Origin of the sequence: Telluria sp. B2 (assembly GCF_051789535.1) — a bacterium.
In the GTDB taxonomy this organism is placed as follows: Bacteria; Pseudomonadota; Gammaproteobacteria; order Burkholderiales; family Burkholderiaceae_D; genus Telluria.
This window is the reverse complement of record NZ_CP196525.1, coordinates 389,115-408,367: the sequence shown is the minus strand read 5'-3', so window position 1 is coordinate 408,367 and position 19,253 is coordinate 389,115. Positions and strand designations below refer to the sequence as shown.

16 protein-coding genes are annotated in these 19,253 nt (G+C 67.2%); 7 read left to right on the top strand and 9 right to left on the bottom strand.

What is annotated here, in order from left to right; translation table 11 throughout:
• Positions 1 to 57 precede the first annotated feature (57 nt).
• The 7 genes from ACSUZJ_RS01845 to ACSUZJ_RS01815 form a co-directional block, all read right to left on the bottom strand.
• A complete protein-coding gene (locus ACSUZJ_RS01845) occupies positions 58 to 1,020 on the bottom strand; it encodes a N(5)-(carboxyethyl)ornithine synthase (RefSeq protein ID WP_499412774.1) in 963 nt (320 codons plus the stop codon).
• Positions 1,017 to 2,798 (bottom strand): hypothetical protein, encoded by a 1,782-nt coding sequence (locus tag ACSUZJ_RS01840; RefSeq protein WP_499412772.1) that lies wholly within the window; start codon positions 2,796 to 2,798, stop codon positions 1,017 to 1,019. The genes ACSUZJ_RS01845 and ACSUZJ_RS01840 overlap by 4 nt, the downstream gene beginning before the upstream one ends.
• Positions 2,795 to 4,285 (bottom strand): lipopolysaccharide biosynthesis protein, encoded by a 1,491-nt coding sequence (locus ACSUZJ_RS01835; RefSeq protein WP_499412770.1) that lies wholly within the window; start codon positions 4,283 to 4,285, stop codon positions 2,795 to 2,797. The genes ACSUZJ_RS01840 and ACSUZJ_RS01835 overlap by 4 nt, the downstream gene beginning before the upstream one ends.
• Positions 4,286 to 4,510: 225 nt before the next feature.
• Positions 4,511 to 5,569, bottom strand: coding sequence for a polysaccharide deacetylase family protein (locus ACSUZJ_RS01830; protein ID WP_499412768.1), 1,059 nt, complete (start codon positions 5,567 to 5,569; stop codon positions 4,511 to 4,513).
• A gap of 7 nt (positions 5,570 to 5,576) precedes the next feature.
• Positions 5,577 to 6,473: a hypothetical protein gene (locus ACSUZJ_RS01825; RefSeq protein WP_499412766.1), complete on the bottom strand. Its 897-nt coding sequence runs from the start codon at positions 6,471 to 6,473 to the stop codon at positions 5,577 to 5,579.
• 292 nt (positions 6,474 to 6,765) lie between these two features.
• Positions 6,766 to 8,001 (bottom strand): pyridoxal-dependent decarboxylase, exosortase A system-associated, encoded by a 1,236-nt coding sequence (locus ACSUZJ_RS01820; RefSeq protein ID WP_499412764.1) that lies wholly within the window; start codon positions 7,999 to 8,001, stop codon positions 6,766 to 6,768.
• Positions 7,998 to 9,599 carry an acyl-CoA ligase (AMP-forming), exosortase A system-associated gene (locus tag ACSUZJ_RS01815; protein ID WP_499412762.1) on the bottom strand — a complete coding sequence of 534 codons (1,602 nt, stop codon included), beginning with the start codon at positions 9,597 to 9,599 and terminating at the stop codon, positions 7,998 to 8,000. The genes ACSUZJ_RS01820 and ACSUZJ_RS01815 overlap by 4 nt, the downstream gene beginning before the upstream one ends.
• 127 nt (positions 9,600 to 9,726) lie before the next feature.
• On the opposite strand from ACSUZJ_RS01815, the gene ACSUZJ_RS01810 reads away from it, so the two are divergent.
• The 7 genes from ACSUZJ_RS01810 (at position 9,727) to ACSUZJ_RS01780 (ending at position 16,398) form a co-directional block, all read left to right on the top strand.
• A complete protein-coding gene (locus tag ACSUZJ_RS01810; RefSeq protein ID WP_499412760.1) occupies positions 9,727 to 10,962 on the top strand; it encodes a DegT/DnrJ/EryC1/StrS family aminotransferase in 1,236 nt (411 codons plus the stop codon).
• On the top strand, positions 10,959 to 12,005 hold the full coding sequence (locus ACSUZJ_RS01805) for a GNAT family N-acetyltransferase (RefSeq protein ID WP_499412758.1): 1,047 nt from the start codon (positions 10,959 to 10,961) through the stop codon (positions 12,003 to 12,005). The genes ACSUZJ_RS01810 and ACSUZJ_RS01805 overlap by 4 nt, the downstream gene beginning before the upstream one ends.
• Positions 12,002 to 12,250, top strand: a complete 249-nt coding sequence (locus tag ACSUZJ_RS01800) for an acyl carrier protein (RefSeq protein WP_499412756.1) — start codon at positions 12,002 to 12,004, stop codon at positions 12,248 to 12,250. Before ACSUZJ_RS01805 ends, ACSUZJ_RS01800 begins: the two co-directional genes overlap by 4 nt.
• An 18-nt stretch (positions 12,251 to 12,268) precedes the next feature.
• Positions 12,269 to 13,108, top strand: a complete 840-nt coding sequence (locus ACSUZJ_RS01795) for a hydrolase 2, exosortase A system-associated (protein WP_499412754.1) — start codon at positions 12,269 to 12,271, stop codon at positions 13,106 to 13,108.
• Complete coding sequence (locus ACSUZJ_RS01790) at positions 13,101 to 13,958, top strand: hydrolase 1, exosortase A system-associated (protein WP_499412752.1); 858 nt, start codon at positions 13,101 to 13,103, stop codon at positions 13,956 to 13,958. Before ACSUZJ_RS01795 ends, ACSUZJ_RS01790 begins: the two co-directional genes overlap by 8 nt.
• A gap of 207 nt (positions 13,959 to 14,165) precedes the next feature.
• Positions 14,166 to 15,482 (top strand): hypothetical protein, encoded by a 1,317-nt coding sequence (locus tag ACSUZJ_RS01785; RefSeq protein WP_499412750.1) that lies wholly within the window; start codon positions 14,166 to 14,168, stop codon positions 15,480 to 15,482.
• Positions 15,475 to 16,398, top strand: coding sequence for an AAC(3) family N-acetyltransferase (locus tag ACSUZJ_RS01780; protein WP_499412748.1), 924 nt, complete (start codon positions 15,475 to 15,477; stop codon positions 16,396 to 16,398). Before ACSUZJ_RS01785 ends, ACSUZJ_RS01780 begins: the two co-directional genes overlap by 8 nt.
• A gap of 55 nt (positions 16,399 to 16,453) precedes the next feature.
• Here ACSUZJ_RS01780 and ACSUZJ_RS01775 read toward each other — a convergent pair whose 3' ends face one another.
• Together ACSUZJ_RS01775 and prsR are read right to left on the bottom strand one after the other, a co-directional pair.
• Positions 16,454 to 17,887, bottom strand: coding sequence for a right-handed parallel beta-helix repeat-containing protein (locus tag ACSUZJ_RS01775; protein ID WP_499412746.1), 1,434 nt, complete (start codon positions 17,885 to 17,887; stop codon positions 16,454 to 16,456).
• Positions 17,884 to 19,245 (bottom strand): PEP-CTERM-box response regulator transcription factor, encoded by a 1,362-nt coding sequence (gene prsR / locus ACSUZJ_RS01770; RefSeq protein ID WP_499412744.1) that lies wholly within the window; start codon positions 19,243 to 19,245, stop codon positions 17,884 to 17,886. Before prsR ends, ACSUZJ_RS01775 begins: the two co-directional genes overlap by 4 nt.
• Positions 19,246 to 19,253: the final 8 nt, after the last annotated feature.

The following is a 19,253-nucleotide window of genomic DNA, read 5'->3' as shown; positions in this document are numbered from 1 at the left end:
TTTTTACATCCTTTCGCTTTCCTGGCGGTGCGGCCGATGGTCAGGCCGCTCCTGCGCTCAACGCTTCTGGAAGTCGATGATGCGCTGGTCGACAATGTTACCGTTACGGATGCAGATGGCCGGGGCCAGCACCGGATCTTCTTCCGCGCGGTCCTCGATGATGATGTCGAGGTACTTCACCATTTCCTCGCCCAGGCAGTCGGTCACCGAATAGCCGATCAGGGCCGGCGTGTGGTCCACTGCATAGTGCAGCACGCCATCGACCATGTAAACCGGGTCCTCGATCGTGGTTGGGCGGCTGGTCTCGATCGCGCCGGCGCGGTCGCAGCTGATGTCGATGATCATCGCCGGGTTCCTCAGCTTCGGCAGGTCCTCGCGGTAGATGATGTGGTCCTTGCGGTAGACGTCCCACAGCAGGCCGTTGACGACAACATCGTACTTGTCCAGTTCCTGGCGCAGCAGCTTCTCGGTCCTGCGCTCGTAGACGTTGATGTGCGCGCCCATGCAGGAGAGCACGCGGTGCGCGCCGCGCGCGACGTTGCCGCGCCCGATCAGCGCGACCTTGCATTCGTAGACCAGCTTGCCGTACAGGGTGAAGGCGTGCATGATCGCCGCCTCGCCGGCCAGTTCGTTACTACGCCAGAACACGTGGCGGCCGCCCTCGAACATGTCTTCCCAGGCGATCGCGGTGACTTCCTTGGCCACGATCTTGTCGGTGATCGGCCGATTCTGCACCGCGTGCACCCAGCCGAACACAGTCTGGCCGCTGCGCAGCTCGGACAGGTAGGTGGCGTCGCCGATCTTCGGGTCCACGATCACGTCCTTGCTCAGTGCTTCTTCGCGCGACACGACGTTCGCACCGGCGGCAATGTATTCCTCGTCCTTGTGGCCGAACGAGGCACCGTAACCGGTTTCGAAGTACAACTGGTCGCGGTTGCGGATGCGTGCAATGTGCTTCGGCAGCATCGCCCTGCGCTTTTCGTTCTCCTTGGTGCTGATCATCAATCCGACTGTTTTCATGCCATCCCCCTTTTTGCAGTTTTCACCTCGGTCAATTCAGTAACGCCAGCGCGCTGCGTGTTGCGCGCAACCGGACCGGCATCGATAAACACCGGCGCCTCCCTCTGCGTACGTACCAGCAACAGGAGGGGCCGGAACAGCCAGTCGCGGCGCTGGCGCAGGCTCGGCGCGATGCGCGAGGCCAGCAGCAGCAGGCGGTTCGGCCAATTCAGGTATGTCAGCGCGGCGCGCGTCGCGGCCGGGTTGTCGTAGGCGTAGCGCTGTTCGACCTCTTCGTAGGCGCGGCTGGTCTGCTCGTCGATCGGCTGATGGTCGGCCGGCAGGTTGCGCGAGCCCGGGAAATCGTAGAACTCGGGATAGAAGCGGCGCAGGCACTCCTTCTGGAAGAAGTAGCGGTATTTCTCGGCCGGGTGGTAGCGCAGCGTCGCCAGCGCGAACTCGAGGTCGCAGTACGGGAACACGACTACATGGCCGGGCGGATGCATCATCGTCAGCCATGGGCTGATGCAGCGCCGCGTGCGCGACTGCAGAAAAGCCATCTCGGCGCGGTTCATGTTCGCCGCGAACTTCCCGAGGTAGTCGCGATAGTGCTGGCGCAACGTCTCCACGCGCGGAAACAGTCCCGACAGGCAGCGCAGCGCCTTCGGATTCGATGTACGCTTGAGCACCAGTTCGGTATCCTTTTCCGGGGTTTCGTGCAGGCCGTCGATCTCGTAGCCGGAGTTGCCGAAGGTGTCGCCGGCCAGGCCGTCCAGCACCAGCGAGGGCGGCCGTTTGGCCAGCCAGCGCATGAACGGCAGCGCCCAGCCGTGCATGAAGGACTCGGTCCCGATCAAGGCCTGGCGGCGCGCGGTGTCGGCCTCCAGCGCAGCGGGCGTGGATGCGCGCACCAGTTCGCAATCGACGCCGAACGCGGCGGCGATTTTCGGCGCGAAGAACGCGTCGATGTCGTAGTCGCGCCCATTCTTGCGATGGAAGGTCTGGCAGGTCACGGCCTTGAACGGCACTTTTTTCCTGAACAGCGTGGCGAAGAAGCGGCGCGAGTCGAAGCCACTCGAGAACGGCAGCGTGACGTCGCCCGCGTCGAGCTTCAGGCAGCGCTCCATCGCCGCCAGGTAGGCATCCTCGACGATGCGGAAGGCTTCGTCGCCGATCATCTCTTCGCCCGGCGGTAGCTGCGCGAAGTCGAACCACTGCACGGTCTGGGCGTGGTCGCGCCGGATCGTCATCTGGGCGCCGGATCGGAAGCGCTCGATGTCGCAGTAAAAGCTACGGTTGGCCATCGGATGGCCGCTCTGCATCAGGGTGATCCAGGAGAGCAGGTCGGGTGCGTCGTCGGCGAAATGGATCAGCACTGGATGCGAGGCGAACAGCCAGGCGCCGCCGTGACGCCGGTAGTACAGGGGACCGAAGCCGAAAGCATCGTTCCTGACGGTGGCCTGCTGCAGTTGCGGGTCGAATTTCAGGTAGGCAAAGGCGCCGTTTTCCAGCACTTCCGGGCCGGCGATGCACTCGAGCGCATCCGGCTTCGAATACGAGTGCACGCCGAGGACTGCCTCGTAGCCGCGAAACACCAGCTGGCTGCCAGCCACCTCATGCAGCAGGCCGAGACCATTGGATGGCGAGCGCGAGCTTACGGCCCAGAACTGCGGCGTGTTGACGACGGCCAGGCTGGTCGGGGCGCCGCTGAATTCGGGGGCGCTGTCGGGGAATACGCAGGCCAGGAAAAACTCGACGTCGGCGAACTGGCGCGACATCAGGTTCAGGTCGATCTTCATTTGACCTCGCTAGGTGCGGCAACGACCGGAGGCGTCGACCGTTTGAGCTTGTTAAGGAAATAGGACTCGGCGCCATCCGGACGCCCGACCAGGTGCCACAGGCCGAGCACGACCGCGCAGTAAACGAACACACCGGTAACGACCTTGAGCGCGAGCATGAGCCAGTTCGGCACCGCCAGCTCGGCCTCCAGCAGCATCAGCGCCACCACCATCGCCAGGCAGCCCAGCACCGGACGGCCGGTGCCGCGCGCCAGCATGCGCACCGACAACCCGGGGATATTGCGCATCAAGAGGCTGTAGGACACGCCAAAGGTCAGCACGATCGAGCCGAAGCGCAGCTGGGCGATGCGCTCCGGCGTCAGATCGGTGCGCAACAGCATGGCGCCGATACTGAAAACGCCGATCTGGATCCAGCTCGTCAGCGCCAGCAGGCGGATCTTGCCGATCACGGTCAGCACGTAGTTGGCGCTGCTGTTGATCGACTGGATGATGTTCGACAGCGCCAGCACCTGGATGAAGGGCACGATGAAACTCCACTTCTCGCCGAGCGCCACCGGGACGAACTCGTGCGCGGTCAGCACGAAGCCGACGCAGGCCGGAAACGTCACCATTACCTGGATCGACTGCGCACGCAGCAGCAGGTTGGTCAGCTCGCGCAGGTTATCCTTGGCGCGCGCGAAGGCCGGGAACAGCACTCGGTTGATCGGCGCCAGCAGGTCGCTGCCGGGCACGTCGGAAATTTCGCTGGCCAACGTATAACCGCCGGTCACGCTGGTCTTGGCCAGGCCGCCGACCAGGAAAATGTGCAGCTTACGGTCAAGGAAGGAGCTGATGTTCTTGACCATCACCCACTGCGAGATGCCGAAGATCGAGCGGAATTCCGACAACGCGAAGCGCGGGCGCATCGGATGCACCATGTAGCTCCGGATTGTTGCCGTCAGCCGGCCGCACAGGGCGCCGAGCAGCATGCCCCAGTAGCTCTGCAGGATCAAGGTCAAGGTAATCGTCATCATGAACATCACTAGACGCTTGAACAACACATACTTGGCGTCGTCGATGAAACGCAGTTCTTTCTGGAAGTTGACGATGCCGACGTTCTCGAACGAGGACACCATCAGCGACAACGCCATAATCTGCACGGCGGAGGTGACGCGGGGATCCTTGTAGTAGTCGGCGGCAAAAGGCGCCAGGATCATCAGGAAGCTGGCGACGCAACCAACCTGGATGATGCGCAGCGTCCAGGCCGTGTTGTAGTAGGCCTGGCTCGGATTCTTGCGCTGGATGAGAGCAATATTGATGCCGAGGTCGAAGATGATGTCGGCAAATGCCACCACCACCGAAGACATTGCGACAATGCCGAAGTCGTCCGGGACGAGGATGCGGGCGAGGATGAACGTGCTTGTGATGCCGATCAACCGGTCGATCCAACGCATCGCGATCATGATGACCGCGCCGCTGGTGAGACTGTGATTCTTTTTATGGAACATTCTACAACTACCTTAAGGCGACGGCAGACAGGCCTGCCGGTGCGAGTGAAATCGGGGCTCGCGCGCGGCGCCTGGGCGCCGGCCGGGACTAACCAATATCCGTTCTTGAACTTGTATCATGGATTTTTGGCTAGTAGAAAAATTAGCAATGCAGCGTAGTTGAACACACTGGATGTGTCAATAATTACAACAATTGTGCGCACCCTGCCGCGTCGTTTTCGTACATTAGGCCGCGTGCGGTTTCAAAGCATGGTCCATCAGGCTGCTCGGGCGTAGCAGCGAGCGCAGCAGCTGCGTTACGCCGCTCATTTCCGCTTCGAACTCGAGCATCGAAACGTTGCCGCCATCGAGGAAGCGCGGCAGGAAGAAGCGGGCGTCCTCGTCGCCCCAGCCGACCAGTCCGGGCAGGCAGGTGGTCGCGGTGGCGACACCGGCGGCGCGCATGACGCCCGGCGCGCGCGCATCGAAGGCTCCGCTCGGATAACAATAGTGCGTCGGGCGCGGCAGGCCGGCCGCTTCGATCACCGCGCGGCATTGTTCGATGTTGGCGCGATTGCGTCCGTCCTCGCCCGGCAGGTATTCGTGCAGGTGGCCATGCAGTTCGATGCTGCAGCCGCCCGCGGCGGCGGCATGCAGTTCCTCGGTCGTCATGTAGCTGAAGCGGCGCGAGGCCAGGTCGAGCTGCGCCGGCGGAACACCCACGGCATTGCCGAGGCGCTCGAGGTTGGCGGCGACCTCGGCGCGTGGCTGGCGCGCCAGCCAGTTCTCGGCCCTGGCGCACAAGCCCGCCCGCTGGGCGGCGTTGGCGAGGTCGAAGCTGCCGTCGACGGCGGGGTCGATGCCGGACACGGTGACCCGGCGCGCTCCTGCCTTCCACAACAGGTAGCGCAGGCTGACCGCGATGATCGGCGCGCCAGCCTGATAGGCTTCGGTGTGCAGGTAGAGCGCCGGTCGGTGGCCGTATTCGGCCAGCAGCGGCAGCAGGTCGTGCCAGGACGAATACCAGCCGTCGTCGAGCGTGATCGCGACCGGGATGCCGCGCGCCGGCAGGCTGGCCGGATCGACGACCTGGTCGAGCGTCACGGGTACGAAACCCTTGCTGCGCAGCCAGTCCAGCCGTTCGCGCAATTGACCCGGCGTACAGAACAGCTTTGGGTTGTACAGGCGTTCGTCGCCGAGATTGCCCCCGTGGTAGCACAGGATGCGCGGATACTTGCGCGTGAGCGTGCGCATCAGTGCGAACAGGCCAGCGGCCTTGGCGGCGCGCAGGACGGTGTGTTTCAAACCCATATCATTCCCTATTCTGAGCCTCGTGCCGCCGCGCCCATGCGATCTGCGCACGTCGCGGCCACACCAGCGCCCACGACGCCGGCCGGTACTGGCCGGCGGCATGCAGCGCGCGCCGCTTTTCCGAGGTCGCCGTGGCGTTCCTGACGGCCTGTTCGTCGTGCGAAACGAACAGCGCGCGCGCGCCGCCCTCTTCTGGCACCTTGCGCAGGTAGGCCAGGTGCGGGCTGATGATCTCGACCACGGGATCGTAGAACCAGCTGCCGGCAATCATGCCCAAGGCTTCCGGGTGCAGCTCGTACAAATCGACGCAGCAGCGATAGCACTCGTCGCGTCCTTCTTCATTGAATTCGTCCTGGTACAGCCGGTTAACGTGGATCTCGAAATATGGCTTGAAACCGCCGGCGCGCGCAAACAGCAGCGCCCGCCCGGGCAGCTGCATCAGGCCGCCCTGCCACAACATCGAGCGGCCCACGCCCGAGCGCGGATCGATCACGCTTGAAGCACCTGCATACAGGCGCAGCGTGGCCAGCCCAAACTCTTTCAGATACACGTCGGCATCGAGCCTGCAGTAAGGCAAGAAAGCCTCGTCATGGCTCGCGATGCGCGCAAATTGGCGCAGCTGATGCGCACGTACCCGCGCCGGCAGGCGCGCCAGCAGCGTGCTGTCCAGTGATTGGCGTACGCCCATCAGGACCGCCGCAAGCAGAAAACAGGCGCCGGCCTGTTCGCCGCACTCCAGCACGCCCTGGTAGATGGCGCGCGCAGCCGGCGGAATGGACTTGAAGCCGCGATACGGCGGAGGGGCGGCGAATTGCGCAAGAAAGGCATGCACGCGCTGGCCCGCGTCGGGCAAGTGGACCGCACACAGCGCGAGAGCGCGCTGCAACTGGTCGGACAAGCGGGATTCAAGGCTGGAAGTGTGTTGCGCTAGCATGGTGTTGGTCCTGGGTGGCCGCAGCCGGGGCTGTTCCGGGCGGGCGCACGCAGTACGAGAACGCCTTGAGCCGCCGCAGGGAGTATGTTGCTCCGTTTATTTTCCTGCAACAATTAATTTATCGCAAATCCAATAAACCTGCTCGCACGATTGAACACTTGCGGCACCGCTGTGACGCCACCGCGACAACCCTGATGCGCCCTCACACCCCCGGGACAAGGCACGGCCAGCACCGTAGAGGGGGTGCCAGAGCTGTTCAGACCAGCACTTCGGGCGCGTCCGGATGGCTGAGGAAGCCCTGCGGGCTGGCCGAGCGGCCATAGGCGCCCGACTGGAACACGACCACCAGGTCGCCCACCTGGGCCTGCGGCAGCTCGATGCGATCGGCCAGCAGGTCGAGCGGGGTGCACAGCGGGCCGACCACCGAGGCGGTCTCCATTGCGCCGGTCGCGCTCATGCGGTTGCCGATGGCGACCGGGTAGTTCTTGCGGATCACCTGGCCGAAGTTGCCGGAAGCGGCCAGGTGGTGGTGCAGGCCGCCGTCGGTGACGAGGAAGACCTGGCCGCGCGAGACCTTGCGGTCGACCACGCGCGCCACGTACACGCCGGCTTCGCCGACCAGGTAGCGGCCCAGCTCGATCGACAACTGCGCGTCGGGGAGACTCGCCTTCACGCGCGGCAGGGCTGCCTCGAGTGCGGCGCCGATCGGCGCCAGGTCGAGCGCCGCCTCGCCCGGGAAATAAGGAATGCCGAAGCCGCCGCCGATGTTCAGGATGCGCACCGGGTCGCGCGCGTCTTGCGCCAGGCGCTCGGCCAGCAGCAGGGTCTGGGCCTGGGTCTCGACGATGGCCTCGGCCTTCAGGCTTTGCGAGCCGCTGAAGATGTGGAAACCCAGCACCGTCAGGCCGAGTTCAAAGGCCAGCGCCAGCATGCGCGGCGCTTCCTCGGCGTCGATGCCGAACTGCTTGGCGCCGCCGCCCATGCGCATGCCCGAACCCTTCAGTTCGAAGTCCGGGTTGATGCGCAGGACCAGCAGCGGCGCAATACCCAGTTCCTCAGCGATGCGCGCCAGCGCGCGAATTTCTCGCTCGGACTCGGCATGCACGACGGCGCCGGCGGCCACCGCACGGGTCAGCTCGGCGTCCGATTTGCCGGGGCCGGCAAAGCTGATGCGGCCGGGTTCCATGCCGGTGTCCAGGGCCACCTTCAGTTCGCCGCTTGACGCCACATCGATGCCGTCGACCAGCCCCGCCATGTGCTGCACCAGGGCCGGCATCGGGTTGGCCTTCATCGAGAAGTGCAGTTCGACCGCCCGCGGCAGGTGGGCGCGCACGTGGGCCACGCGTTCAGTCAGGAGGCGGCGGTCGTAGGCATAGAAGGGCGTGCTGCCGACGCGCTGGGCCAGGCGGGTGAGCGGAATGCCGCCGACTTGCAGGCAGTCGTCGACGGTCGGGAACAGGGTCTGGGCGGCGTGGACGGGCTTGGCGTTCATTGCTTGTTCTCGGAGATCGTTTCGAACATCGTCAGGTAATCAAGGCGCAGCGTCTTGCGGTCGATCTTGCCGTTCGGGTTGCGTGGGAAGGGTTCGCGGCTCAGCGCCACATGGGCCGGCACCATCCAGGCCGGCAGGCGGCGCTGGCATTCTTTTAGCAGGGCGGCGGTAGCGAGCTCGCCATCCTTCGGCAGCGCCAGCAGCACGATGGCCTGGCCCAGCTGCGGATGCGGCACCCCGAAGGCCACCGCTTCGCTCACCAGCCCGGTCGCGTGGACCGCTTCCTCGACCTCGTTCGGGCTGACGCGGTAGCCCGACACCTTGATCATGTCGTCGCTGCGGCCGATGAAGTACAAATAGCCCTCCTCGTCCATGCGCACGGTGTCGCCGGACCAGACGGCCATCTCGACCAGGGGCAGGGCCGGGTCCTGGCCGGGCGCCGGCCTGAAGCGCTCGGCGGTCTTGGCCGGGTCGTTCCAGTAGCCAAGGGAAACGAGCGCGCCGCGGTGCACCAGTTCGCCCGGTTCGTTCGGTTCGCAGGGCGTGCCGTCCGGGCGTACCACCATCACCTGGGCGTTCGGAATCGCACGGCCCATCGAGTCGGGACGGCGATCCAGCTCCGCCGGCGGCAGATAAGTGGAGCGGAAGGCCTCGGTGAGGCCGTACATCAGGAACAGCTCGGCTTTGGGGAGGGCCGCGCGCAGGGCGGCCACCGTCGTCTTCGGCATGGCGCCGCCGGAATTGGTCAGGTAGCGCAGCGTGCAGTCCTGCGGCCAGGGCAAGGTGCACAGCTGGAACCACAGCGGCGGCACCGCGGCCAGGCCCGTGATGCGCTCCTCGACCACCGCCTTCAGGATGTCTTTCGCGAACAGGTGGTTCAGCAGCACGGCGGTCGCGCCGGCGAGGAAGGCGCAGGTCAACTGGCTCAGGCCATAGTCGAAACTGAGCGGCAGCACCGACAGGATGCGGTCGTGCGGCGTGATGTTCAGATAACTGGCGACGCTGCGCGCGCCGGCCACCATGTTCCGGTGCGACAGCACCACGCCCTTCGGCTTGCCGGTGCTGCCCGAAGTGTAGAGGATGGCCGCCATGTCGGCGTCGATCGGGCGGCGCGCGGCCAGCACGGCGGCCTCCGGTGCTGCCTGCGCCGGCTCCCAGGCGCGAACCTCGTAGTGCAGCGGCGACTGCGCCTGTGGCGCAGCGGCGCCGGTAACGAACACGGTGTTCAGGTCGGGACAGGCCGCCAGCGCCTCGCCCAGCTGGGCCAGGCGCTCGGTGGAGGTCACCAGCACGCGCACGTTGCAGTCGGCCAGGATGTGGGCGACCTGCTCGGGTTTCAGTTGCGGATTCACCGGCACGAACACGGCGCCCGCCAGCGCAGCGCCGAACATCGCGGCCACGTTCTCGATGCGCTTTTCCAGGAACACGGCGACGCGCTCGCGCGGCTGCACGCCGGCCTCGAGCAAGGCGCCGGCGGCGTGCTCGACGGCGCGGGCCAGGGCCGCGTAGTCGAGCCGCGCCGGGCCATAGGCGAGCGCCTCGGCGCCGGGCGTGCGGCGCGCGGAATCGAACAGAAAATCGTGGATCAGGTCAGCCATGGCAAAAGGGGTTCGTGGATGGCGCAGCCCGCAATCTTAACAGCTTGCAGCTTTTGACCGCAGCACGCAATTTTGTTTTCGACATGTCTCGTGGCAAATTTTTCAACACAAGGTTTATACTGGCCCAATGCTTGCATCTTCGTCCAACACCGCGTCCACCGCGCCGACCACCGCGCCTCGCGCCGGTCCCGCGATTCCCCTGGCACCGGTCCTGTCCGCTTCCTCGTTCCGCCGCGCAGCCGCCGCGCCTGCGCGCACCGTGCTCGACGCCGGAGCATACCGGCTGGTGACGAGCGGACGCGTCGCCATCGCCCTGGCCCTGCGCGAGCTCGGCGTCCAGGCCGGCGACACGGTGCTGGTGCCCGCTTACCACAGCCCCTCGATGATCCCGCCGGTGCTGTGGCGCGGCGCGGCGCCGGTGTTCTACCGCGTGGACCCGGACGCCCGCGTCGACCTCGAGGACCTCGCTGCAAACATCGGCCCGCATACGCGCGCCGTGATGGTGACCCACTACTTCGGCTTCGCCCAGGACCTGGCGCCGATCCGCGCCCTGTGCGACGCGCGCGGCGTGGCCCTGATCGAAGACTGCGCCCACGCCTTCATCGGCGAGCACGCCGGTCGCCCGCTGGGCAGCTGGGGAGATTATGCAATTGCCAGCAGCATGAAATTCTTACCGATCTACGAAGGCGGGGCCCTGGTGTCCAGCCGCCACGATTTAAGGAACGTGACCCTGCGCTCGGCCGGTTCCGGCTTCGAGGCCAAGGTTGCACTCAATTCCCTGGAACGGGGTTTCGCCTATGGCCGCCTGCCCGCGGTGCGCGCCGCCCTGTGGCTGCCGCTGCGCGCCAAGAGCGCCCTGTGGGGCATGCTCAAGCAGGGCCTGCTCAAGCGCGGCAGCAAGACGCCGCAGCCGGCGCTGGCGCCCGCTTCGTCCGACAGCAGCTTCGATTTCGACCCGCGCTGGCTCGACAAGCGCTCGTCCCTGTTTTCGCGCGTGCTCCTGAAAGCCGCGTCGCCGGCGCGCATCCAGGCGCTGCGGCGCCGCCATTACCAGCGCCTGGACGAAGCCCTGCGCGGCCTGCCCGGCGTGCGCGCCCTGCATCCGCGCCTGCCGGACGGCGCCTGCCCCTGGGTATTCCCGCTGCTGGCGGACGAACCCGAAGCCCTGTTCGCGCGCCTGAAAGCGCGCGGGGTGCCGCTGACGCGCTTCGCTTATCCGCTGTGGCAGGGCATGGACGCGGGAACCTGCCCCAACGCGGCGATGCTGTCGCGCCGGGTGCTGTCTCTGCCCTGCCACCAGGAGCTGCGCGAGGACGAACTCGACTGGATGGTCGAAGCCGTGCGCAAGGAGGTGCTGGCATGAGCTGGACCGTCGTTCCCGCGCGCGAACTCCCGCGCCACGCCGAGGCCTGGACCCGGCTGCATGCGGACGGGCCCGCGTCGAGCCTGCTGGCCTTCGATTTCGTCGCGCCCCTGGTCGAACAGTTCGGACGCGCCGGCGACCTGCTCGCCATCGAAACAAAAGGCGCGACGCTGCGCGCGATGGCGATCGTGCGCCCGACCCGGCGCGGCGCCTGGGCCACCTTCCAGCCGGCGCAGGCGCCGCTCGGCCTGTGGCTGCAGCAGCCCGGCCTCGACACCGAAGCGCTGGCGCGCAGCCTGCTGGGCGCCCTGCCGGGCTTCCCGCTGATCTTCGCGCTGACGCAAATGGACCCGATGCTGATGCCGCGCCCGCCCGACGGCCCCTGCACCCGCACCCTCGACTACATCGACACGGCCCGCGTGACGCTGTCGGGTTCCTTCGAGGATTACTGGGCTGAACGCGGCAAGAATTTGCGCGGCAACCTCAAGAAGCAGCGCGCGCGCCTGGAGCGCGAAGGCGTGGCGACGCGCCTGCAGGTCGACCGCGCCCCGGAAGCGATGGCGCAGGCGGTGGTCGACTACGGCCGCCTGGAAAGCTCGGGCTGGAAAGCGAATAAAGGCACGGCGGTGCACGCCGAGAACGCCCAGGGCCGCTACTACCGCGCCATGCTCGAAGCGCTGGCAAGCCGCAACGCCGCCAGCGTTTACCGCTATTATTTCGGCGAGCAGCTGGTCGCGATGGACCTGTGCGTCGAGGATAACGAGAGCATCGTGGTCCTGAAGACCAGCTACGACGAGAGCGTGCCCGGCAACCTGTCGCCCACGCTCCTGATGCGCGAGGAAGCCTGCCGCCGCCTGTTCGACGAGGGGCGCTTCGCGCGGCTGGAGTTCTACGGCCGCGTGATGGAATGGCACCTGCGCTGGACGGACGAGGTACGCACTATGTACCATGTCAACTATTACCGCTGGCCGGGACTGCGCCGCCTGCACGCGCTGCTGGATGCGCGCTCCCGCCCGGCACCAACACCGACGACGAGCTTATGAAGTACCTTGAAGAAGTCAAAACCCTCCTGATCGATGTGCTCAACCTGGGTCCGGCCGGCCAGGCCCTGACTGCCGATTCGCCGCTGCTGGGCAGCCTGCCCGAGCTCGACTCGATGGCCGTGGTCACCCTGATCGGCGCGCTCGACGAGCATTTCGGCATCGCCATCGACGACGACGACATCAGCGCCAGTACCTTCGCGACGCTCGGCAGCCTGGCCCAGTTCGTGGCCGAGCGCGCCGAGTAAGGCTGCCGCGACGCCGCCATGACGCCGCCCAGCCACGCTCCCGCCGACGCTTTTTTCCTGGATACCGCGGACGGCCCGCGCTTTTGCCTGTTCCATGCCCCCAGCGGCGAATGCCGCGGTGCGCTGGTCTACATCCATCCGTTTGCCGAGGAAATGAACCGTTCGCGCCGCATGGCCGCGCTGCAGGCGCGCGCGCTCGCGGCCCAGGGCATCGGCGTGCTGCTGCTCGACCTGCACGGCTGCGGCGACAGCGCCGGCGACTTCGGCGACGCCTCGTGGGACGGCTGGCTGCGCGACATCGCGGCAGCGCGCGCCTGGATCGAAGCAAAGCTCGGACGCACCGCCGGCCTGTGGGGCCTGCGCCTGGGCGCCCTGCTGGCGGTCGCGCACGCCCAGCGCGCGCCCACGCCGCCGGAACGCCTGCTGCTGTGGCAACCCGTCACCCTGGGCTCGGGCTACCTGAACCAGTTCCTGCGCCTGCGCCTGGCGGGCGAACTGCTTGCCGGCGGCAGCGACACCGGCGGCACCGAGGCGCTGCGCGCGGCGCTGAAAGCCGGCGAGCCTCTGGAGATCGCCGGCTATACGCTTTCGCCGGCGCTGGCCGAGGGCATCGACGCGGCCGATGCGCGCGCGCTGGCGCCGCGCTGCCCCATCCACTGGTGCGAAGTGGTCGCCGCCCCCGGTCGCCCGCTGCCGCCGGCCGCCGCGCGCGTGGTCGACACCTGGAAACTGCAGGGCAGCCGGGTCGAGGTGCACCTGGCCGAAGGCCCGCAGTTCTGGACCGCTCCCGAGACGATCGACTGCCCCAACCTGCTTGCGGCCACCGCCGCCGCCCTGACCCATCCTGCCCATGCCTGAAGAACGCGCCTTATCCTTCGCCTGCCGCGGCGCCTGGCTGTACGGCATCCTCAGCCTGCCCGCCGCGCCCCATCCGCGCGGCGTCCTGATCGTCGTCGGCGGCCCGCAATACCGCGCCGGCAGCCATCGCCAGTTCACCCTGCTCGCGCGCGACCTCGCCGCCGCCGGGATTCCCGCGATGCGCTTCGACTACCGCGGCATGGGCGACAGCGAAGGAGAATTGCGCAGTTTCGAGAACGTCGACGAGGACCTGCGCGCCGCGATCGACCGCTTTTTCCTGGAATGCCCGGGCCTGCGCGAAGTCGTGCTCTGGGGCCTGTGCGACGGCGCTTCGGCGGCCGCGATGTACGCGCCGAAGGACCCGCGCGTGGCCGGACTGGTGCTGCTCAACCCCTGGGTGCGCACCGAGGAAGGCGCGGCGCGCGCCACCATCAAGCATTACTACCGCGCGCGCCTGTTCGACGCGCGCCTGTGGAAGAAGATCGCCGGCGGCCAGTTCGACGTGAAAGCTTCGGTGCGTTCGCTGTGGCAGGACCTGGGCAAGGCTTTCAGGCCGCGCCCCGCATCCGGCGGCGCTGGCGAGCCCATCGGCAGCGATGCGCCCCTGCCCGAACGCATGCAGGCGGCGCTGACCCGTTTCGGCGGCCGCGTGCTGGTGGTGCTCAGCGGCGCCGACCTGACGGCCCAGGAATTTGCCGACCTGTCCGCGCGCCCCGGCGCCTGGCAGCGCCTGCTGGGAGCGCCGCGCTTCACCCGGCAGAAGATTGACAAGGCCGACCACACCTTCTCGCGCCGTCCCTGGCAGGACCAGGTATCGCACTGGACGCGCGACTGGCTGCGTTCTTGGTAAGCCTGTACCAGGAACGGGCACGGCCGCAACGCTGCGGACGGACCCGTGCGCCGTCGCGCGTAAAGACACTTAGCAATTCAAATAATCATTATTTCCCTAACTAAAAATATCCCCATCGCATTGATTTTTAGTAATCCATTCATGGCAAAATAGACCTCGGGATGCCCGTGCCGGCTGAACGGCACTAACTTGCATGCGAGGACGCCAGTGTTACGTTTACTGAAATCGGTCAAGAACCAGTTTTCTCCGCAGCGGCTGCTGAACGGCACCGCCAAGAACGAGCTGAAGGCGGACATGCGGGGCCTCCCGGCCCACGATCCCGGTCCCGAAGCCGTGATCGCCAGCTGTACGACGTGGCTATGCCTGGCGCAGGACAAGTCGGCCTCGAACGATGGCGGCGTGGCGCGCGACTTCTCCCTGCTGCACGGCTGGGCTACTTCCTATCCGGAAACGACTGGCTACATCATCCCGACCATGATTGCCATGGCGCACCGCAACGGCGACGCCCGTCTGCACGAGCGCGCACGGCGCATGCTGGACTGGTGCGTCGCGATCCAGTTCGCCGAAGGTGGCTTCCAGGGCGGCAAGATCGACGCGATGCCGCGCGTGCCGGTGACCTTCAACACGGGCCAGATCCTGATCGGGCTCGCGGCCGGCGCCGCCGAATACAGTGACCCGCGTTACCTGGATGCCATGCACCGCGCCGCCTCCTGGCTGCGCGACAGCCTGGACGACGACGGCTGCTGGCGCAAGTTCGCGACGCCCTTCGCCAAACCGGGCGAGAAGGCCTATGAAACCCATGTGTCCTGGGGCCTGTTCGAGGCCGAGCGCATCGCTCCCGGCCACGGCTACGGAGCTGCCGGCCTGCGCCAGGTCGATTGGGCGCTGACCAAGCAGCAGCCGAACGGCTGGTTCGCGTCGAATTGCCTGACCGACGCGGAGCATCCCCTGACCCACACCATCGGTTATGTGCTGCGCGGCGTGCTCGAGGGTCACCTGTTGTCCGGCCGCGCCGACCTGCTGCAGGCGGCGATCCGTACCGCCAACGGCCTCATCGGCGCAATCGGGCCGGGCGGCTACATGGCCGGCCGCCTGGACCGCCAGTTCGGCCCCGCCGCGGACTACGCCTGTCTCACCGGTTCGGTGCAGATCGCGCATTGCCTGTTCCTGTTGTACCGCCTGACCGGCGAGGCGCGCTACCTGGCCGCCGGCCAGAAGCTGAACGCGTTCGTGCGCCGCACCGTGCGCCTCGACGGCCACGACGACAGGGTCGGCGGCGTCAAGGGCTCGTTCCCGGTCAATGGCGCCTATGGCCAGTGGCAGTACCTGAACTGGGCCGCGAAATTCTGCATCGACGCCAACCTGCTCGAAGTCGAGCTGGCGGCAGCCGGGCTGGAGGACGCCGACGTGGCGCCAGCCGGTCTGGCGAAAGTCGAGCGCCCGAAAGTCCAGCTGGCCAAAGCCGAACTGGCGGAGGCCGACCTGATGGACGTCGATCTGGCCGGCAGCAACGGCCATGCTTAAGCCGCTCAAGCGCATGGTCAAGGCCGTGCTGGAAAGCACGCGCCGGCGCCGTAACGAGCAGCAGATCCGCCGCTCGGGCCGCCACGTCACGCGCGCCGAGCTGGCGCGTGACCTGGCGCGGATGGGCATCGTGCGCGGGGACACGGTCTTCGTTCACTCTTCGCTCAAGAGCCTGGGCTATGTGGACGGCGGCGCGGCGGCGGTGGTCGGGGCGCTGCAGGATGCCGTCGGGCCGGAAGGCACCTTGCTGGTGCCGACCTATTACCTGCCGGCCGGCACCGTCAAGGCCACCTGCGAGATGCAGGGTTATGTGTTCGATCCGAACCGCCACGGCACCAACATGGGCCGGCTCCCGGAAGCCTTCCTGACCCAGGCGGCGACCCACCGCAGCGTGCATCCGACGCATTCGGTCTCGGCCTGGGGCCGTCATGCGCACCACCTCACCGAGGGCCACCACCAGGCGCCCTCGATCTTCGGCGAAGGCTCGCCCTGGCAACGCTTCGTCGGCATCGAGGGCGCCAAGGTGCTGGGACTGGGCGTGTCGATGGGACCGGTGACCTTCTACCACGTACTCGAAGACGCGCTCGGCGACGCCTTCCCGGTACCGGTCTGGGAAGAGCGCACCTACCACCTGCCCTGCCTGGACCGCGAAGGCCGGCGCTGGGACGTGCCGGTCCGCCCCTTCGCGCGCGAAGTGGCGGCGCGCCGGATCGACTACGCGGCGCGCGAGGACTTGCGCGAATACTTTCGCGAGGAGTTCGAGCGCACCGGGCTACGCGTGAACGGCAAGGTCGGCGAGGCCCAGGCCTGGTTCATCCCGGCCCAGGGCTTCTTCGAGCACCTGCGGCGCCTGGCCGCCGACGACATCACGATCTATTCGACGCCCGAACAGCTCGCGGCCAGGCCGCTGGCATAAAGCGATCTTGAGCCGGGCTGGCAACTGCAGCCCGGGCCGGGCGCCGCGAGCGTCGTCAGCCTGCGCCGATTCCGTTACCGCCGCGCCGGCAAGCCGCAAAATCCTCGAACGCGCCATAGGCTGCATGGGCGCCGCGCGCCGCACCGCACAGGTCCGGCCCCATGCCGGCGCCGCCACGGCGCGGCGCTTCGTCGCGCCAGCGCAGGTCCAGTCGCGCCGGATCGGCAAACAGCGTGCGATGCGGATGGTGTCCCAGGTAGAGCTGCCAGATCGGCGTGGCGAGGTTGTCGCCCAGGCGCAGGACGCCGCCTTCATCGCTGCGGATCGGACCGTCGATCAGGTTGCCCTCGATGGTCGCCCCGCTTTCGGGAAAGCGCACCTGCACCCCGGCGGTGTCGAGAATGGTGTTCTCCACGATGCGCGTGCCGGCCGCGCTGTTCAGGTAAATCCCGACGTCCGAGCAGCCGGCGATCAGGTTGGCGCGCATGACGCCCTCGTCGTGCTCGGTGATGCATTGCCGGTCGCGGCAATAGCGCTTGCCGGTGCCACCGCCGCCGAAGGACAGGCCCACGCGCTTGCCCCTGGCGCCGACCAGGGCCTGCTCGCACAGCACCACGTTGCGTTCAAAAACGGTGCGCCGGGCGCCGCCCTTGGCGTAGGCGCCGTAGCTGATCCCGTCTCCGCCCTTCTTGACGAAGTCGCGGATCAGGTTGGCGCGGATCAGCCAGTCGCTGGCGCCAACGAGGTCGATCGGCGTCACCGGCCGCGCGGTGCGGCGCGCGCCGCCGTTGGATAGGGTATTCGCTTCGATCAGGCCGTGGTCCGGGAAGATGCCCTTCTGGCCATTGATCTTGAAGTGGGCGTTGAAGTCGCGGAGCGTGTTGTTGCGGGCGACGAAGTGATGTGCCCGGCCGACCACGTGGAAGGCGTGCTGGCAGCTGTCGTCGTAGCGGCAGGCGCCGCGCAGGTCGAGGTTTTCGAAACGCCAGTAAGGCGCCGACACCGTAAAGCCCTCGGCGCTGTTGAAGGCAATCGTCACCGTGCCCGGATGCGCGGCGCGCACCACGATGGGCGCGCCTTCCAGGCCGGGACGGCTCGCGAACAGCGTGCCCTTCACCGCATAGCTGCCGGGCAGGAAGGTGATCAGGTCGCCAGGCAAGGCCGTGGCCAGGGCGCGGCGCGCCTCCTCAACGCTGGCGACCAGGCGCTCCTTGCCGCCGGCGCTGGTGGCCGCCGCCGGCTGGGCGCCGACCACCAGCGGCGGCAGCGCGTAGGCTTCGCCTTCGGGGCGGTCGAGCCGCAGCAGGATGTCGGCCGCGATCCGGCCCGCGCCCGTGATCAGGCCGTTGTGCCCGCTGGTGCGGTGCAGGAGGTAAGGCGCCAGCGCGCGCGGCGTCGCTCCCTGCGACTGCAGGTACGCGAGGCCGCCGGCGGCGGCGCCCAGCCCGAGCAGCGCCAGCAGGGCCAGCGCGCCGACGGCACGCCTCACGTACCGGTCTTGATGTTGTGGCGGCTCATCAGGTCGTACATGGTCGGGCGGCTGATGCCGAGGATCTCGGAGGCCTTGACGATGTTGCCATCGACCCGGGCCAGGGCCTTGATGATGGCCTTGTACTCGGCCTCGTCGCGCACCTGGCGCAGGTTGATCGGCTCTTCTTCCAGGCCCTCGCCCGGCAGGCCGAGGTCGTCGGCGACAATCGTGTTCCCGTCGGCCATGATGACGGCGCGCTTGATGCAGTTTTCCATCTCGCGCACATTGCCCGGCCAGTTGTAGCCTTCGATCGCGGCGATCGCGTCCGGCGCGAAGTGCAGCGTGCCGCGCGACTCCTGGGCGCAGAATTTATTCTTGAAGTGGTGCGCCAGCAGGGCGGCGTCGCCCTCGCGGTCGCGCAGCGGCGGGATTGTCACCACGATCTCGGACAGGCGGTAGTACAAGTCCTCGCGGAAGCGGCCGGTCGCGCACAGTTCCTTCAGCTTCTGGTGGGTCGCGCAGACGATGCGCACGTCGACCGGGATCTCCTCGTGCCCGCCGATGCGCTCGATCACGCGCTCCTGCAGGAAGCGCAGCAGCTTGGCCTGCAGCGGCATCGGCAGGTCGCCCACCTCGTCGAGGAAGAAGGTGCCGCCGTGGGCCAGTTCGACCTTGCCCTTGGTCTGCTTGGCCGCGCCGGTAAACGCGCCCTTCTCGTAGCCGAAGAGTTCGGATTCGAGCAGGTTTTCCGGAATGGCCGCGCAGTTGATCGCCATGAAGCGTTCCTTGGCGCGCGGGCTCAATGCGTGCACCGCGCGCGCCAGCACCTCCTTGCCGGTGCCCGATTCGCCCAGCAGCATCACGGAGGCCGAGGTCGGCGCCACTTTCTCGATGCTGCGGCAGACCTTGAGCATGGAGGGCGCGCGCGAGATCACGCCCGACATCGGCGAGTCGGCCTGTTCTCTCTGCATGCGGCGGTTTTCCTGCTGCAGGTTGTGCAGGAAGAAGGCGCGCTGGATCACCAGGTTCAGCACCTCGGGGTCGCAGGGCTTCTGGTGGAAGTCGTAGGCGCCCAGGCCGATCGCCTTCACGGCGTTCGCATGGTCCTGGTTGCCGGTCAGGACGATCACGCGCGTGTCCGGGGCCAGGGCCAGGATCTGCTGCAGGGTCGCCAGGCCCTCGGTCGAGCCGTCCGGGTCGGGCGGCAGGCCCAGGTCCATGGTGACGACGGCCGGCTCGTGGCGACGGATCTGCGCCAGCGCGGCTTCGCGGTCGCCGGCGACCACGACTTCATAGGCGTCCAGGCTCCACTTGAGCTGCTTTTGCAGGCCCGGGTCGTCTTCGATGATCAGGAGTTTCGGTTTGTTCTGTGTCACGGTGTTCC

Bases quoted from the DNA above. Each gene is read 5' to 3' on its own strand.
- ACSUZJ_RS01780 (WP_499412748.1), top strand. From the start codon at position 15,475: ATGCTTAAGCCGCTCAAGCGCATGGTCAAGGCCGTGCTGGAAAGCACG.
- ACSUZJ_RS01835 (WP_499412770.1), bottom strand. From the start codon at position 4,285: ATGTTCCATAAAAAGAATCACAGTCTCACCAGCGGCGCGGTCATCATG.
- ACSUZJ_RS01800 (WP_499412756.1), top strand. From the start codon at position 12,002: ATGAAGTACCTTGAAGAAGTCAAAACCCTCCTGATCGATGTGCTCAAC.
- ACSUZJ_RS01820 (WP_499412764.1), bottom strand. From the start codon at position 8,001: ATGAACGCCAAGCCCGTCCACGCCGCCCAGACCCTGTTCCCGACCGTC.
- ACSUZJ_RS01840 (WP_499412772.1), bottom strand. From the start codon at position 2,798: ATGAAGATCGACCTGAACCTGATGTCGCGCCAGTTCGCCGACGTCGAG.
- ACSUZJ_RS01795 (WP_499412754.1), top strand. From the start codon at position 12,269: ATGACGCCGCCCAGCCACGCTCCCGCCGACGCTTTTTTCCTGGATACC.
- ACSUZJ_RS01790 (WP_499412752.1), top strand. From the start codon at position 13,101: ATGCCTGAAGAACGCGCCTTATCCTTCGCCTGCCGCGGCGCCTGGCTG.
- ACSUZJ_RS01805 (WP_499412758.1), top strand. From the start codon at position 10,959: ATGAGCTGGACCGTCGTTCCCGCGCGCGAACTCCCGCGCCACGCCGAG.
- ACSUZJ_RS01810 (WP_499412760.1), top strand. From the start codon at position 9,727: ATGCTTGCATCTTCGTCCAACACCGCGTCCACCGCGCCGACCACCGCG.
- ACSUZJ_RS01815 (WP_499412762.1), bottom strand. From the start codon at position 9,599: ATGGCTGACCTGATCCACGATTTTCTGTTCGATTCCGCGCGCCGCACG.
- ACSUZJ_RS01845 (WP_499412774.1), bottom strand. From the start codon at position 1,020: ATGAAAACAGTCGGATTGATGATCAGCACCAAGGAGAACGAAAAGCGC.